Below are 16,735 nucleotides of genomic sequence, written 5' to 3' on the forward strand. Positions count from 1 at the left end.
AAGGCGGGCACGAAACCACGTCTTCGATCAACAGGGAGAGTCTTATGTCCAGGAAATTCGTCCATCTGCTCCTCGGCGGCGTTGCGGTCACGGCAGCCTGCCCGGTCTTTGCGCAGGACACGGCGACAGCCCCGGTCGCCGACGGCGATAGCGGCAGCGAGATCGTGGTGACGGCGCAAAAGCGCGCTGAAAATCTCCAGGATGTTCCCGTGTCGATCGCCGCTTTCTCGTCAGAGACACTTGCCGCGGCCAACATTGACGAGGTGGAAGAGCTTTCCGCGCTCACGCCGAACTTCTCGGTCAACAAGGCGACCGCCAGCGCGGCGGTCCGGATCAATATCCGCGGCGTCGGCGCATCGGGCAATACCGCGACCGAGCCCAGCGTCGCGGTCTTCCTCGACGGCATCTATGTGCCGCGCGCGGGATCGACGATCGCAACCTTCCTCGACATCGACGGCGTCGAGGTACTGCGCGGGCCGCAGGGCACGTTGTTCGGCCGCAACGCGAGCGTCGGCGCACTGTCGCTGCGGACCGCCCAGCCCGAATTCACCTTTTCGGGCGAAGTCACCGGCGAAGTTGGCAATGCCGATCGCTACCGCCTCGCGGGCCACGTCAACCTTCCCCTCAATGACAAGGTCGCCGTCCGCCTCGCGGCTGCCGGGAGCTGGTTCGACGGCTTCTGGTTCAACGAATATGACGGGATGCGTTACGGGCAGCAGGACGATGTCGCGCTTCGCGGCAGCGTGAAGGCCGAACTCGGCAATCTCGAATGGATCGTCAGGGCGGACTATACGAAGATCAGCGGCGACGGGGTCACCGACAGCGACTTCGACGCAAGCTCGGTATCGCCGACGCAGCTTGCGCAGTTGCGCACCATCCTTGGCGGTGACCTTCCCGATACGAATTTCAACGACCGCGTGATGAACTATGCCGTGACCGCCGATCTTGATGACCGGCAATGGGGCCTGTCGAGCGATGCGACGTTTTCGCTCGGCGACAGCAAGATCCGGCTCATCAACAGCTATCGCGACTGGCGCAACGACCAACTCGATGGCGATGTCATCTTCTTGCCGCTGCCGCTGCTCTCGCGCCAATCCTATTTCGATTCCAAGAGCCAGAACCACGAACTGCAATTCATCTCGCCGACCGAGCAATGGCTCGGCGGCAAGCTCGACCTCGTTGCCGGCCTCTATTATTTCGACGAAGAGTACCGGCTCGGTGAGGTCCTCAATCTCGGATCGCGTTTCTGCAATACGCTGCTCCCGGCGGGGGCCGCGCGAGACGGTTGCAACGCGTTCCAGACGACGACCGGCGGGGCGAATGCGACGACGCAGCGCATGGCGCAGAACACCACGAGCTACGCGGTTTACGGCCAGCTCAACTATCGCCTCGCCGAACCGCTAACCCTCGTTCTCGGTGGGCGCTGGACGCATGAAGAGAAGAGCGGCAGCTTCGCCCAGTCGATCGCGACCCCCGTTGCCTCGATCCTGCGCGCACCCGAAACGCTGACGCTGCCCGACCTCAGCGAGAGCCGCTTAACCTACCGGATCGGTCTCAACTTCAAGCCGACCGACGATGTGATGCTCTTCGGCAGCTATTCGACGGGCTACAAGTCGGGCGGTTATAACAGCGGCGGCGGCACACCGTCGCTCAGCACCTTCGACCAGGCGGGCAATCTCGTCTCGACGCGGCGGGTCTTCGGCCGCGAGACGGTCGACAATTATGAAGTCGGCATCAAGTCTGAATGGCTGGACCGGGCGCTGACGGCGAATCTCACCTTCTATCGGATGGACATCAACGGCTATCAGGATCGCAGCTTCGACGGCGTCAGCTTCATCATCCGCAACGCCGGGTCATTGCGGCAGCAGGGTTTCGAATTCGACACGGTGCTGCGTCCGTCGCGGAATTTCACCGTCAATGCCGCGCTCGCCTATCTCGACAGCGAGTTCACCAGCTTTCCCGGCGGGTCGCCGCTGCCGGGCCTGCCTGCCGGATCGGTGCAGGACCTCACCGGCACGCGCGCCAATTTCTCCCCGGCGTGGAGCGGGCAGGTCGGATTCAACTGGAAGGGAGATATCGGCAATTCGGGGATGAGCTGGAGCGCGAGCTCGAACGTCAACTTCGTCTCCGATTATCGCAACAGCCAGATTACCGACAACAACCCGCAGACGATCCAGGACGGCTATGCGCTACTGAGCGCGCGGCTGACGCTCGCGGGTGTCGACGATCGCTGGTCGGTGGCGATCTTCGGCAATAATCTCACCAACGTCCAATATTCGACCGTCATGTTCAACCAGACGCTCGCCGGCGCCTTCGGCCTCAACAATGGCGTATTCCCCGGTAGCACCGCCATTCGGCAAACGCACGCCAGCCCGCGAACCTATGGCGCGTCGCTGACGCTGCGCTTCTAACGCCAGTTGCTGTCCGGACTTACCCTCGCATGCGCCGAACATGTCGGCGTGTGCGAGGGGCATGGCATGCTGTGGTTTCTCGACTTTGATGTTGTGGACCCATCCCGAGGCGATCTAGGATCGTCGGAGGAAGGTGGCGGGCCATTGCCGGAACAGGATGCGAAGCGTGCGCGGTCGGTTTTCGACCGGGTGAAGGGCGAGGACTGGTATCTTCGCTGCAGCGACCGGGCGCTGGAGGCCTTCGCGCGCGCGGGCTCGACGCGGCGGATGACGCATGGCGAGATTCTCTCCCAGCGTGGCGACATGGTCGACGCTTTGGCGATCATCCTCGACGGCACTCTAGAGGTCAGCATAACGACTTTCGACGGTCGGCGTCATGTGCTGGGCTTCGTGGGACAGGGGCAACTCGTCAATCTTATCCCCATTCTCGACGATCAGGTCGCGATCCACGATTTCTACACGCACCAGCAGTGTGAGCTTTTCATCATTCCGAAGTCGGCGTTCATCGATGTCGTCGACAGCGAACCGGTTCTCGCACGCCATTTAATGCGCTTGCTGTGTCTGCGCTCCCGGGTCCTGTACGACCGGCTGGCGGACGCGTCGCTTTTGCCGCTCCGGTCGCGCTGCGCCCGCGCGATACTCTCGTTGCTTCCCGTCGCCGACGTGCAGCAGCCTCAGGCGGAACCAGTCCAGATACAGCTCGCGCAATGGGAACTGGCCGACATGGTCGGCGTGTCGCGGCAGACGCTCAACGCGGAGCTGCGGCGGCTGGAGAATCTCGGCGTAATCGAACGCAAATATTCGAACATCCGCGTCACGGATATGAGCGCGTTCATGGAGATTGCTGCTAGCGAATATTAACGACCGATGCCCAAGAAGGCGGGGTGCAATCATCCGCTTTATCCAGTTGGCGTCCCAAAAGCTGCCAGACCGCAATCGGCCAGAGCTAGCCGCCCGCCTTCTTCTGAGCGCGAAAGACATGGAGCAGCGGTTCGGTATAGCCATTTGGCTGCCTGCTACCCTCGAAAACCAGGGCCTGTGCCGCCCTATAAGCGAGGCTCTTGTCGGCATGTTCCGTCATCGGCTGATAAAGCGGATCGTCTGCATTCTGCGCGTCGACCTTCGCCGCCATATGCTCGAATGCGGCGTCCACTTCCTCCACGGTGCAGACGCCATGGTGCAGCCAGTTGGCCATATGTTGGGAACTGATCCGCAGCGTCGCGCGGTCCTCCATCAAGCCGACGTCGTGGATATCGGGCACTTTGGAACACCCGACGCCCTGGTCGATCCAGCGGACGACGTAGCCCAGTATACCCTGTGCATTATTCTCGAGCTCTTCACGAACATCCTCCGGCGACCAGTTCCGCCAAGCGGCCACCGGGATGGTCAGCAGGTCGTCGAGACCGTCGATCGGTTCCGCCGCCCGTTCTTTCTGGCGAGCGAACACATCGACTCGGTGGTAGTGCGTGGCATGGAGCGTCGCGGCCGTAGGTGAAGGCACCCAGGCGGTGTTGGCGCCCGTCCTCGGATGGCCGATCTTCTGGTCGAGCATGTCGGCCATCCGGTCGGGTGCAGCCCACATACCCTTGCCGATCTGGGCTTTGCCCGAGAGGCCGCAAGCAAGCCCGATCTGGACATTGCGGTTCTCATAAGCCTGAATCCAAGCCGATGTCTTCATGTCGCCCTTGCGGATCATAGGGCCCGCCAGCATCGACGTATGTATCTCGTCGCCGGTGCGGTCGAGGAAGCCGGTGTTGATGAAGACGATGCGGTCTTTCACGGCGTGGATGCAGGCGGCAAGATTGGCGCTGGTGCGGCGCTCTTCGTCCATCACCCCGACCTTGATCGTGTGGCGGGTAAGCCCGAGCAGATCCTCGATCGCATCGAATAGCCGGTTTGTGAAACCGGTCTCGTCAGGCCCATGCATCTTGGGTTTGACGATATAGACGCAGCCGGCGCGGCTGTTGCCGGCATCGCGTGCCAGATCGTGCATCGCGATCAGGCTGGTGACGATGCCGTCGAGAATGCCCTCGGGTGCTTCGTTTCCGTCCGGCAGCAGGACCGCCGGCGTCGTCATCAGATGGCCGACATTGCGTACGAACAGCAGGCTCCTGCCCGGCAGCACGACGTCCTCGCCGTCTGGCGCCGTATAGATACGGTCGGGATTGAGCGCGCGGGTCATGAGCGTGCCATTCTTCTCGAACGAATCGGTGAGGTCGCCCTGCATCAGGCCGAGCCAATTCGCATAAGCTGCAACCTTGTCCTCGGCATCGACGGCAGCGACCGAATCTTCCAAGTCGCAGATCGCCGTTAGCGCCGATTCGAGGATGACATCGGCTATTCCGGCCGGATCCGTCTCACCAATCGGATGCGCGCGGTCGAAGACGACCTCGATATGCAGGCCGTTGTGGCGGAACAACCGGCCCTTTTCGCTGCGACCGACATATTGACCGGGGTCGGCCAGAACGATTTCTTCGCTTGCCAGATCGGCCCAACTGCCGCCGGCGAGAGGGATGGCGTTGTCGAGGAATGCCTTTGCCCAGGCGACCACCCGCGCCCCGCGCGCCGCGTCATAGTTTTGGCCGGCAGGGGCTCCGGGGATGGCGTCCGTTCCATAGAGGGCATCGTAAAGGCTGCCCCAACGCGCATTGGCGGCATTGAGCAAGAAGCGGGCGTTGAGAATCGGGACGACCAGTTGCGGGCCGGCCAGGCGTGCGACCTCATCGTCGACAGCGGTGCTGCCGATGGTGAAGGGCGCGGGTTCGGGAACGAGATAGCCGATCTCGGTCAGAAAATGGCGATAGGCTCCGATTTCGAATTCCGCGCCCGCCCTGTCCTTGTGCCAGCCATCGATCTGCGCCTGCAGTTCGTCACGGCGAATCAGGAGCTGCGCATTCTCCGGTGCGAAGCGGGTGAAGATTGAGGCGACGCCGGCCCAGAAGGGCTGCGGCTCGATACCCGTGCCCGGCAGTGCGCGCTCTTCAATGAAATGCGCCAGTACTGGCGAGATCCGTAGCCCGGCTTTCTCGATCATGGTCTTCGTCCTCTCGTTGCCATACGGACATAGACCCGGATCGATCCTTTCGGTAGAGAAGCAATATGAATGTCACTCATTCTCTAGATGAACGAATGATAGGCAACGAATATCGACTGTTCGCTGCCGTGGTCGACGCCGCAAGCCTCGCGGGGGCCGGCCGAGCGCTCGGGATATCGCCCTCGATGGTGTCGAAGCGTCTCGCGGCACTCGAGGAGCGGCTCGGGACGAGGCTGGTGAACCGGACGACGCGGCGTCTCTCACTTACCGAACGCGGCGCCCGCTTCCATGACGAGGTGACGGCAATCCTGGCCTCCATGCGCGAGGCCGAGCGGCGTGTGTCGGACCGCACCGACCATCCGTCCGGTCCGCTGCGGCTTTCGCTCCCGACTTCGTTCGGGCGCCTGCACGTGGTCCCTCATTTGAAGGCATTCCTCGATACCTGGCCCGATATCGAACTGACGCTCGACATGTCGGACGGGCTCAGGGACCTCTTCGCAGAGCGGATCGATGTCGCCATCCGGATCACCGCCGCGATCACATCGGGCTTGACGGCGCACCACCTCGCGCCCAGCCGCCGTCTGCTATGCGCGGCACCATCATATCTGGAAGCATATGGCGCGCCGCGCTCGATTGCGGATCTCGGACACCACCGCTTGCTCGCGGCGACCGGGCAATTGCCCTGGCAGCTTGACGGCCCGTCGGGGCCGCGGATCGTCCGCGGCAGAAGCGCCGTGAACACCAATTCGAGCGAGGCGGTGCGCGAGCTCGCCCTCGCCGGCGTCGGTATCGCGCTGCGGTCGATCTGGGACGTCGGCACGGAACTTCGCGAACGAGAACTGATTCCGGTTTTGCCCGCCTATCAGGGCTCGCTCGAGACGGGCATCTATGCGGTCTATCCGGCCGGAGCACCGCCCACGGCGGCCGCCCGGGCGTGTATCGAGTTTCTGGAAGCGCTCTTCGCCCGGATGGAGTGGGCGGCAGGTGGAGGCTGAAACGATCGCCTCGGTATCGGGCGGGTGCTGCCGTGCCCGCTGCAATCAAACGTTGGCGACCACGACGGCGCGTGGATTGATATAGTTGTCGAGCGCCTCGGGGCCTCCCTCGGTACCATATCCGGAATCCTTGATACCGCCGAAAGGCAGTTCGGCGGTTGGCGTCGCCGGACTATTGACCCACAGCATCCCGACCTCGACCCGGCGAGCAAGAATATCCGCAGTTGCGAGGGATTTCGTGAAGGCGTAGCCGGCAAGGCCGAAGGAAAGGCGATTGGCTTCGAGGATCGCTTCCTCCAGACGATCGAAGCTGCGGATACCGGCGACAGGCCCGAAGGGCTCGTCATTGAAAAGACGGGCCTCGAGCGGCACATCGCTCAGCACCGTCGGCGCCCAGAAATTGCCAACGTCGCCGACCCGATTGCCGCCGGTGAGGAGCGTGGCGCCCTTCTCGATCGCATCCTGCTGGAACTCGGCCATCGCGGCCAACCGACGCGAATTGGCAAGTGGCCCGATCTGCGTACCGTCCGCAAAGCCATCTCCGACCCTGAGGTCGCGAGCGGCGGCCGCCAGCGCGTCCGCAAACGCATGCTTGATGCTCGAATGAACGAGAAAACGAGTCGGAGCGATGCACACCTGCCCGGCATTGCGAAACTTCGAGGCGCTCAGGCTTTTCACCGCGAGCCCGATATCGGCATCCTCGCAGACGATGGCCGGCGCATGACCGCCAAGTTCCATCGACACGCGCTTCATATGTTTGCCGGCTAGGCTCGCAAGCAGCTTGCCGACCGGCGTCGAACCCGTGAAGGTGATCTTGCGAATGATCGGGCTCGAAATCAGATAATTCGAAATCTCCGCCGGATCGCCGAACACGAGATTGAGCACGCCATCGGGAAGACCGGCATCCTGAAATGCCCGGATCAGTTCGGCGGGGCTTGCGGGCGTCTCTTCGGGCGCCTTCACGATCATCGAGCAGCCAGCCGCAAGAGCCGCCGAAATCTTGCGCACCACCTGATTGATCGGGAAGTTCCACGGCGTAAATGCCGCCACCGGCCCAACCGCGTCCTTGATCACCATCTGGCGGATCGCGATGTCCGTTCTGTGCGGGACAAGCCGGCCGTACAGGCGAAAGCCTTCTTCGGCGAACCACTCGATGATGTCACCGGCGGCCATTGCTTCGATCTTGGCCTCGTGCAGCGGTTTGCCCTGCTCCTGCGTGAGAAGTCGCGCGATCTCGTCGGCGCGTTCGCGCATGAGGCCGGCAGCTCTGCGCATGATCTTGCTGCGCTCAGCGGGGGTGAGGTCCCGCCAGATTTCGAAGCCGCGTTGGGCAGCATCGAGTGCGCGGTCGAGATCGGCGCGTCCGCAGTGAGCGACGCGGCCGATTTCCAGTCCCGTCGCCGGATTTTGCACCGCCAGCGAACGGCCATCGGCTGCATCCTGCCAACGGCCGCCGATAAACAGCCGGGTGTCCGGATAGGTCATTGACAGCTCCAAATAAGGTCTTGAGGGCCGCGCGATCGTTGCCGCAAGCGCGCGGGGGACGCGGTGGAAGGGGCGGCATCGTCACAAGTTCGCCGATCCTTCGGGCTTCGCGAAAGTCCGCAGCTATACGGCCCACGCGTCGCCGGGTCGAACGAAGCGGGAGCAGAAACGGGATCGCTTCTACCCCCGCCATGCAGCCCGTCCTGCGGACAAGATGCGACGATAGCTTTGCTTCGGACCGCGCGCGGACCGCGTCAGGCTAGGCCGGCTGCGATTCCTTGTTGCTCGCGGTGGCCGGTGCCTCCTTCTTCTTCAGCGGGACATGCTCTGGAACAAAATCCTTCCAAGTCTTGCCTTCGGGGACGAGGAAATGAGTTCCTGCAATCGTCATCGGATTGCTGTAAAGTGCCGATGGTTCCTCGCCGTTGGCGATGGCATCGGCGAGCCGCAGAAAGACGCGGTAGAGACGCGCGACACCGATGTCGGCGGGTGCCAGAATCTCCTTCGAGCGATCGCGGATCGCGCCCGAGGAGGAGAGGATCACGACATCTTCGGGAACGAGCGGCGGGATTCCGGTCCACGCCCCATTCTTCATCGCCTCGCGATCCTGACGGTAATTGTTCATCCGGTTCGGCTTGTCGGGAAGGAACCAGGTGTCGGGATGTGTTCCCATTTGGATCAGCAGTTCTTCGGTCAGGTTTCCGTCGCGAAGGATGGCGGAGCGCGTCGGTTCGAGACCGAGTTGCTTCTCTTCGTCCCACCAGACGAAATAGTGCAGGGTGCGCGTATCGGTCATCGGCACAATGATGCCGAGAAAATTGCCGTTGGCGTTGTGATAGTGGAACGGCGCAACGAAAGTCGCGAGCCGCACTTCATCGACCGTACCGCCGTCTTCGGTCGGCACTGCGCGCGTCGCGGCGTAATAGAGCCCGAAATCGGTTTCCTGGACCTCGATTTTAGGGGCCGCGACCGCTCCGGCATTCTTCACGGCGACCGCTACCACCGTATCCGAATCCCTCGCGAAGATATCCTTGTGCAGGATCGTCAGGTGCGAACTGTCAACGAGCGCTTCACCGAGCTGAACGAAATTGCATTCGTCGACGACGAAGGCCACGGCCAACCGATTTTCGGCAGGAACATCGAAATAGGGCCAATGCGGGAAGGGCGGCTCGAGCTCCGCGGGCCCCATATACATCCAGATCATGCCGCCTTCCTCACGAACGGGATAGGATTTGGCGCGGAATTTTTCCTTGAAGCGCGGGTCGAGGACGTTGGGCGTTTCCATGATCGTACCGTCGACCGCGAATTTCCAGCCGTGGAAGAGGCAGCGGATGCCGCAGCCTTCGACGCGGCCAAGCACGAGGCTGGCGCCGCGGTGACAGCATTGCTCGTCGAGAATTCCGACAACGCCATCGGTGTTGCGGAACGCTGCGAAGGTCTCACCCATGATCTCCAGCCTGCGAGGCGGACCATCGGGTTCGCTCAGCTACTCGCTCAGCAGGACCGGAATCCAGAACCGGCGCAGCGCTTCGCCCATCGGCGTGCCGCGGCCGGTCTGGCACATCTTCATATTGTCGGCGTGGGACAACATAGGATTCTCCTATTCGCTTGATTTCTGGAGGGGCGTTTTCGGGCGCAGCATTCAGTCTCTCTCTTTCGCTTCTCCGACGAGCAGCACCTCTTCGACGATTTCTAGGGCAGCCCGCGCATTTTGCGCGAGCGAAGGGTCGTCGCTTCCGATGTCTGCTAGAAAGCCGTGACCGGAGCCGGGAAATAGGTGGAGCCCGAAGTCAGGTGTGCGCTCGGCAATCTCCGTCAGCCGAAGGAAATTCTCGGGTGACTGCGATTGGTCCTGATCGCCGAACAGGGCAACATGACGGTGCGGCAAGCCCTCGAGATAGTCGAACGGCACGGGTAGCGGGTCGTCGTTCGCCAGCCCTTGCGGAAATCCATAGAGGCTTACCAGGCTCACCGGAATCCCGCGCCGGGCGAGTTCGAACACGTAAAGACCGCCGAGGCAAAAGCCGGCAACGCCGGTGATGCGCTGCTCGCCTATGAAATGCGCGAAGGCATCGACATAAGCGCGATCACGGACGCGGTGCCGACGCGCGAACGCCGCCTCGCGGGTAACCTCCGGCAAAGGGCCCAGCTCGTGGAAAGGGTCCATCAAATGCACGAATGCGCCGCGCTCGGCCATGTGCGTCGCCAATTGCTGGTAGAAGGGGCCGGCCCCGTAGATGTCCGGCAAAATGGCGATCCGGACCCTTTCTCCTTCGTCGCCGAACGCGAGGCTCGGCAGACCATCGTTCATCGCAACATATTCACCCGGCGGCGGCAACGCCGCCGATGCTTGGCCATGGCACATGATCCGCGCCCGTCAGGCCGCTGCAGCGGCGTGCGCCAAGGCAGGTGCGAGCTCAAAGTCGGTCTCGATCACCTTGATGCCGCTCTCGCGCACATCGGCATGAATCAATTCCGAGTGAACGCCTTCGCAGCAATCGCTGTCCACATACTCGCCGCCCTCGAAATAGGCCTGGGTGGTCAACGTGTGGAATCCGGGTGCGCGAACCTTGTAATGGACATGCGCGGGACGCCAGCTGTGCCGTCCCATGGCTTCCAGCAATGCGCCGACCGGACCTTGATCCGGAATTTTATAAGCGACGGGCACGGTGGTGCGCACTTCATACCCCCCCGCGGCATCGGTGCGCAGCTTCCCGCGATAGAAATCGCGCGGAATATTATTGTGGAAGCCGCCATAATGGCCGTCGGGCGTCGAATGCCAGACGTCGATGATCGCGTCGGCAACCGGCGCGCCGGCTAGGTCGAGGACCCGGCCGCGCAGCAGGAGCGGCTCGTGGCGGTCGTCCTCATAGGTCTTCAGCGCGCCCTCGACGAAGGGCGCATCGTCGAGGAAATAGGGACCCTCGAGCGTGCTCGTGCTCCCGCCGAAGTTGCGGTTCTCGATCTGGCAAATGGTCGTGTTCAGAAAGGCATCGATCATAAGCGGCAGCTCGCCGGCCTCGACGGTTTTCATGATGTAGCCGATGCCCTGCCGATACTCGTCGAAGGTCACGTCGTGCTTCATCAGCGCGCCGCGGATGCCCTCGACGATATCGGCCACGACCGCTTCCAAACGATTGCTCATATAACCTCTCTCCTGTGCGTCGCAGCGCCGCCACGACCGCATTCTTCCATTTTGAACTGCAAGACTATGGATTGTGGCGGATTCGGGAAAATACTTTATCGGCCGCCCGCCCATACCTCGACCGTATTGCCTGGAGGCGGATCGCATCAAATTGATCGCTGCCGAGCCGTGAAGATCAAATTGTTCGGAACCTCGATCCGTTCCCGCTCCCGTTCCCGGCCGGAGCAGGCCATGCGACCTTCGAGACATTCGATCCTTGAGGCGCTTTAATCCGTGTAAGTGCTGTGATCGGGCCGGACGCCCGCCCAGGCGTTTGCGATCAGGCGGCGCAGGAGATGCGGCTCGAGCGGGCGCGGATTGGCATAGGCATTCGCAAGCGCCAGCGCGACGGCCCGGTCGATATCGCTCTCCTCCATGCCGAGATCGCGTAGCGCCACCGGGACGCCGGCCCCTTCGGCCAGGTCGTAGATACGACCGGCTATCCCGTCGCCGCCCAGCGCGCGCTTGATGGCGTCGACGGCATCGCGTGCGGTGGGCGCATTATAGGCGAGCGCGTGCGGCAGAATGATCGTGTGCGTTTCGGCGTGCGGGAGGTCGAAGGAGCCGCCCAGCACGTGGCAGAGCTTGTGATGAAGGGCCATACTCGTCTGACCCAGGCAGATCGCGCAGAGCCACGCGCCGTAAAGCGCGTCGCGGCGCGCGTCCTTGTCGTCGGGCCACTGTGCGATTGTCGGTAGCCCACGATAGAGTGCCGCGATGCCTTCCTCGGCCATCAGCTGCACGATCGGATTGCCGTTGGTCGCATAAAGGGCTTCGACCGCGTGCGCCATCGCATTGATACCACTGGTAACCGAAAGCTTCGGGGGCAAGGTCAGCGTCAGATCGACATCGTATATCACCGTTTCGGGGAGAACCTTGGCCGTCACCTGGGTCGTCTTTTCTCCCGCTTCGGTCTGGCCGATGATCCGGGTCATCTCCGATCCGGCATAGGTCGTGGGAATGGCGATCTGGGGAAGGTCGGTTCGAAGCGCGATTGCTTTCGACAGGCCGATCGCCGACCCGCCGCCCAAGGCTACAAGACCATCGATCCGATGCTCTGCGACGATCGCCATGGCGTCGATGGTCACCTCGACCGGGGTGTGCATCCGCGCGCCGTGATAGGTGGCGGCGCACCGGTCGCCCAGAAGCGCGGCAACCTCCTCTGCTGCCGTTCGCTGGTCAGGTGTCGAAACTATGAGCAGACGTTCGCAGCCCAGTCGCTCTGCCTCCTCGGGTAACTTGCCGAGCGTCCCATGGCCGAACAGAACCCGATAGGGCTGACCTTCGAAAACAAACGGAATATTCATGCGATGACCTCGTGGCACTGGAGCCGGGTGCGACTGTCGCGCGCCTTCCGGCAACCCCGGCGCGAATGTGGATGACGACCACGCCGGCACGGCTGGAAGGCTCGCTCTTCGCCGGTCGTCATGATCCTTCGCCCCTGACGCTAGAGAGCGCTAGCCATGCGGTCCAATACTGTTGCTGGCTCCCGGCTATACGGAAGTGCTATCGCTTTCGGCCAAGCTCGCGAGAAACGCATCCACGACGGGCGGTCTGCCGTCGCGGAGGAAAACGCAGCTGATCGCGGAAACGGCTGCGGGATGCTCGATCGGCGAGAAGCAGATGCCAGGCCATGCGAGGCGGGCCACCGATTCCGGGACGATGCTGAGCGAATCGCTGACCAGCACCATGGCGAGCGCCGCAAATACATCTTCGGCGGGATCGGTCATCGCAGGCTGAACGTTTACGGTCATCAGAAACCGCAGGACCTCATCGGCGAAACCGGGACGGCCCAGCTGCGGAAATACCGTCAACGAGCGTCCGTGGATCTTCTCCAGCCCGTCAATCGGCGACGGCGGTTGCGCTGCATCGAGACGCTCGGCGAGGTACAGGCGCTCTTCGCCGATCCGCATGGTCTGGAGGTCGTGATCGACCGAATAATATCGGGCGAAGCCGATGCCCAGCTGGCCGTCGCGGAGCCGCGCGACCTGTTCGTCCTTGCTGGCTCTTTGTATCTTGACCGAGATATGGGGGCGGGCGGTCATGAAAGTGCGCACCAGCTGCGGAACGACCGTGTAGATTGTCGCTCCGAAATAGCCGATGTCGAGGCGCCCGAGCTCGCCGGCCTGCGCTGCCCTCGATTTTTCGATCGCGGTATGGCTGATATCGAGCAGGCGCTTCGCCTCGACGAGGAACAGCTTCCCGGCTTCGGTTACCTGCACACCTTTCGAGGATCGGACGAGCAGTTCGACACCGAGCTCGTCCTCCAACTGCTTGATCTGCCGCGTGATTGGAGGCTGCGAGACATGCAGCTTGCGCGCTGCGGCGGTCAGATTGCCTTCTTCGGCGACGGCAACAAAATAGCGTAGTTGGCGAAATTCCAAAACATGCTCCCATACCGTTCACGTATTGCGTGAGCCCTGCATTAGTATTTTTCTTCATCGAGCAACAGGGGCAACATTGGCCGACAAACGGAGCTGTCGGACAAACCGGTTCGATGGCAGCCGGGAAGCGAGACGAGCCCTGGTTCGCCCCGCTTCGGCGCAGGGGAGACAGATTTCAGATGACTTTGGTGACAGAGCTCACGCCTCCGGCGGCGAGCGCGCCCCCATTTTCCGACCATCCGGATCATGTAATCGCCGCCGTCACGGCGACGATCGTCGACTTGCCCCTTCGTCGACCGCATTTTCATGCAACCGGCACTCACGCCACGCAGTCGCTCGTTATGGTGGAGCTGGTCACGTCTGGCGGTGCCGTGGGCTGGGGGGAGGGCGGAACGCCGGGCGGCACGGCCTTCTGGGGCGGCGAGTGCGTCGAAACGATCAAGCTGATGATCGACCATTATCTCGCGCCGGCCGTCATCGGCATTAGCGTTTTCGACCAGGAGCGAATTCTTGCTGCGATGGACCGTATCGCGGCAAACAATCATTTTGCAAAGGCGGCGATCGATATCGCCGTCCACGATGCGGCCGCCCGCTTGATTGGCATATCGGTGTCGCAGATGTTCGGCGGAACGGCGCGTTCGACCGTTCCTGTCCTATGGGCTCTGGCAGCAGCTGCCTATGAGGCCGATGTCGCCGACGCGATCGAGCAGATCGAGGCCGGCCGCCACAGCGTCTTCAAGATAAAGATTGGCAAGGGCGATGCCGCCTCGGAAACCCGGCGCGCGCTGGAGACGGCGACGACCATTCACGATGCTCATCCCGATGCAAGGTTCGTCGTCGATCTAAATCAGGCGTGGGACGAGTCGACTGCGATGCGCTGGCTCGCGGCTTTTCAGGAGCGCGATTTCCTCTTCGTCGAGCAGCCCGTTCCGGCCTGGAACGTCGAAGGCATGATCCGTCTCGCGTCGCGCTTCGAAATTCCGATCATGGCCGACGAGGGATTGTGGGATTTCCACGATGCCTATGAGCTGATCCGGCGCGGCGCGACCGACATCTATGCCGTAAAGATTGCCAAGGGCGGCGGCCTGCGGCGGGCTTTCAAGGCCGCCGCCGTTGCCGAGGCTGCCGGGGTTCCTCTGTACGGGGGGATGGCGCTCGAGAGCTCCGTCGGGACGGCGGCAGGACTGCAGCTGTTTAGCGCGCTCCCGAACCTTCCCTTCGGCTGTGAGTTGATCGGCCCCAGGCTTCTGGCGGAAGATCTCACGGTCCAGCCGATCGCGTATCGCGACCGGGAAGTCGTCGTCCCGTCAGGCGTCGGCATGGGGGTTGAGATCGACCGTGATCGTGTCCGAAGCTTCACCCGGCGCAACAAATGACAGGGGATTCCGCTCTGATACTGGCTGCCGTGGCTGTGGGTGTGGCGACATATATCCAAGGCATCACGGGCGTTGGCTTCGGGATGGTAGCGATGCCTTTGCTTGTGCTGATCGATCCCGGCGCCGTTCCTGGCCCCGTGATAATCGCCGGGATTTTCGCTTCGGTGCCTTTCCTTATTGCCGGCTGGCGACAGGTTGCGTGGCGCGAGCTCGCCATTCTGCTTCCAGGGGTCGTGATCGGTTCGCTCGTCGCGGCGATTGTCATCAGCCTTGTCGCATCGAACACCTTGCGCGCTTTCGTTGGCCTCCTGCTCGTTGTCGTAGGAGGCGCAGCGGTGTTTTCGAAGTCCCGCGCGCCGGGTCCGGTCGCTTTCACTTCGGCTGGCTTCGCTACCGGATTCATAGGCACCGTTGCGGGCGTTCATAGCGCGCCGCTTGCGATCCTCTACCGCTACGACACGCTGGCGAAGGTGCGTCCGACTGCTGCAGCGCTGTTCGTTGCGGCCTATATCCTGTCGCTTGCGGGGTTGGCGGCGATTGCTCCGAGCCAGCTGGGATCGCCGACGATCGTGCTCGCAATGATACCGGGCGTCTTAGTTGGCCTTTTTGCTGCCAGCGGGCGGTTCGCCCGGCCGGCCGGCGGCATCATGCGCCCCATCATCCTCATGCTGTGCATTCTCGCCGGGCTACGTCTCATCGCGAGTGCCATGGGAGGCGGCATCCTTGCCGCGATGGCGATATGAGCGCGGTTCTCGATGCGTCCCGCGATTTCGAATGGTCGACGGACTCGGTTCGCGGCCCCTCGGCCCTGAGCTGCTGGATGGATCGCGTCGGGGCCTGCCTGACCGAAGTCGATATCGAGAGTCGGGCTTTCGGTGGACATCGCGCTCGCATCCAGCATTTCGAATTGGGTCCGGTGCAGCTGAATTTCCTGTCCGCCACCTCGCAGCGCATCGTGCACAGCAACGCGATGATCAAGCACAGCGCGAATGATTACCTTCTCCTGTTTTTCGAGAAGGGCGCCGGGAAGCTGCGGCATTATGATCTTGAAGTCACGGCTCCCGAACAATGTTTCATTCTCCTCGACAACCAGCAACCCTATGAGCTGCTCCGGGAAACCGGGGGGATCACACTGTCGATGCGTCTCCAGGATGCCTGGCTACGCCATTGGCTCCCCCACCCTAAGACGGCGGTCGCTACACCTATCTTTGCGGAAGACGGATGGGGATCGTCGCTGGCCGCGACGCTCAAGACGATCTCTCACCATGGCCTGGCCGACGCGATCCTGCCGCGCGGGGTCATCGCCGATCAACTCGGGGCATTTCTGGCGCTGATGATGGGTGGACGGTGCCAGGCCGTCAGCCGTCATCGGGGAGAATTGTTCGTGCGCCTCAAACGATCCATGCGCGCCAGACTGGATGATCCCGATCTGGATCCCGGAACGATTGCTGATGCTGTCGGAATATCCAAGCGTCATCTGCATGGCCTGTTCGCACAGGCGGGCACGACCTTTGGCGCCTTGCTGATCGAGATGCGCCTCGAGCGCGCCGCCGGCATGCTGCGTGATGGACGTTTCAGCGGGTATCGCGCGGCCGATGTCGCATGGACGTGTGGCTTCGCCAACGCGAGCCACTTCGCGCGGCGATTCCGGGCAAAATATGGCGAGACACCCGTCCGCTACCGCAAGGGGGACGGATCCGGATCCATTCGGGCGCGTCCCGTCGCGTCGGGCCGGACTCCTTCTTGCGCTTTGACGGCAGGGGCGCCTTCTGCCGGACACAAGGAACGCCCGGCGCCTGCCGGCGCTGCGGGGGCCGAATGAGCCCGGCTCGCGATTTCAAGCCGCGAAGGTTGCGCTCGGAGAGC

General features: G+C 62.6%; 13 protein-coding genes. 6 read left to right on the forward strand and 7 right to left on the reverse strand.

Annotation, left to right across the window (positions count from 1 at the left end; genetic code table 11):
* Positions 1-44 precede the first annotated feature (44 nt).
* Together B1A78_RS01855 and B1A78_RS01860 are read left to right on the forward strand one after the other, a co-directional pair.
* Positions 45-2,411 (forward strand): TonB-dependent receptor, encoded by a 2,367-nt coding sequence (locus B1A78_RS01855; protein ID WP_037466753.1) that lies wholly within the window; start codon positions 45-47, stop codon positions 2,409-2,411.
* A 66-nt stretch (positions 2,412-2,477) separates the two neighbouring features.
* Positions 2,478-3,272, forward strand: a complete 795-nt coding sequence (locus B1A78_RS01860; protein WP_062793000.1) for a Crp/Fnr family transcriptional regulator — start codon at positions 2,478-2,480, stop codon at positions 3,270-3,272.
* 85 nt (positions 3,273-3,357) lie between these two features.
* On the opposite strand, the gene B1A78_RS01865 is transcribed toward B1A78_RS01860, so the two are convergent.
* Complete coding sequence (locus tag B1A78_RS01865; RefSeq protein ID WP_037466758.1) at positions 3,358-5,445, reverse strand: malate synthase G; 2,088 nt, start codon at positions 5,443-5,445, stop codon at positions 3,358-3,360.
* Positions 5,446-5,540: 95 nt separating this feature from the next.
* Here B1A78_RS01865 and B1A78_RS01870 point away from each other — a divergent pair, with 95 nt between their 5' ends.
* Positions 5,541-6,440, forward strand: a complete 900-nt coding sequence (locus B1A78_RS01870) for a LysR family transcriptional regulator (protein WP_034156878.1) — start codon at positions 5,541-5,543, stop codon at positions 6,438-6,440.
* Positions 6,441-6,485: 45 nt separating this feature from the next.
* Here the strand turns inward: B1A78_RS01870 and B1A78_RS01875 are convergent, their stop codons facing one another.
* From B1A78_RS01875 to B1A78_RS01900, 6 genes are all read right to left on the reverse strand, one after another.
* Positions 6,486-7,925 carry an NAD-dependent succinate-semialdehyde dehydrogenase gene (locus B1A78_RS01875; RefSeq protein WP_020997462.1) on the reverse strand — a complete coding sequence of 480 codons (1,440 nt, stop codon included), beginning with the start codon at positions 7,923-7,925 and terminating at the stop codon, positions 6,486-6,488.
* 259 nt (positions 7,926-8,184) lie between these two features.
* The gene (locus tag B1A78_RS01880) at positions 8,185-9,411 is read right to left on the reverse strand and encodes a Rieske 2Fe-2S domain-containing protein (protein WP_256837422.1); all 1,227 of its coding nucleotides are present in this window, start codon (positions 9,409-9,411) and stop codon (positions 8,185-8,187) included.
* Positions 9,412-9,567: 156 nt separating this feature from the next.
* Positions 9,568-10,236 (reverse strand): dienelactone hydrolase family protein, encoded by a 669-nt coding sequence (locus tag B1A78_RS01885; protein ID WP_052215406.1) that lies wholly within the window; start codon positions 10,234-10,236, stop codon positions 9,568-9,570.
* Positions 10,237-10,302: 66 nt separating this feature from the next.
* Positions 10,303-11,112: a chlorocatechol 1,2-dioxygenase gene (locus B1A78_RS01890; protein ID WP_372236860.1), complete on the reverse strand. Its 810-nt coding sequence runs from the start codon at positions 11,110-11,112 to the stop codon at positions 10,303-10,305.
* 224 nt (positions 11,113-11,336) lie between these two features.
* Positions 11,337-12,416 carry a maleylacetate reductase gene (locus tag B1A78_RS01895; protein WP_020997467.1) on the reverse strand — a complete coding sequence of 360 codons (1,080 nt, stop codon included), beginning with the start codon at positions 12,414-12,416 and terminating at the stop codon, positions 11,337-11,339.
* Positions 12,417-12,602: 186 nt separating this feature from the next.
* On the reverse strand, positions 12,603-13,493 hold the full coding sequence (locus tag B1A78_RS01900; RefSeq protein WP_077145339.1) for a LysR family transcriptional regulator: 891 nt from the start codon (positions 13,491-13,493) through the stop codon (positions 12,603-12,605).
* 179 nt (positions 13,494-13,672) lie between these two features.
* Between B1A78_RS01900 and B1A78_RS01905 the strand changes: the two genes are divergently transcribed.
* From B1A78_RS01905 to B1A78_RS01915, 3 genes are read left to right on the forward strand one after another with little or no spacing between them, the layout of a single operon-like run.
* Entirely contained in the window at positions 13,673-14,869 is a 1,197-nt protein-coding gene (locus B1A78_RS01905) for a muconate cycloisomerase family protein (RefSeq protein WP_081570248.1), read from the forward strand.
* Positions 14,866-15,612 (forward strand): sulfite exporter TauE/SafE family protein, encoded by a 747-nt coding sequence (locus tag B1A78_RS01910; protein WP_037468440.1) that lies wholly within the window; start codon positions 14,866-14,868, stop codon positions 15,610-15,612. Before B1A78_RS01905 ends, B1A78_RS01910 begins: the two co-directional genes overlap by 4 nt.
* Positions 15,609-16,691: an AraC family transcriptional regulator gene (locus B1A78_RS01915; RefSeq protein ID WP_020997471.1), complete on the forward strand. Its 1,083-nt coding sequence runs from the start codon at positions 15,609-15,611 to the stop codon at positions 16,689-16,691. Before B1A78_RS01910 ends, B1A78_RS01915 begins: the two co-directional genes overlap by 4 nt.
* Positions 16,692-16,735 lie beyond the last annotated feature (44 nt).

It is taken from the genome of Sphingopyxis sp. KK2 (assembly GCF_001990265.1).
Lineage (GTDB): Bacteria > Pseudomonadota > Alphaproteobacteria > Sphingomonadales > Sphingomonadaceae > Sphingopyxis.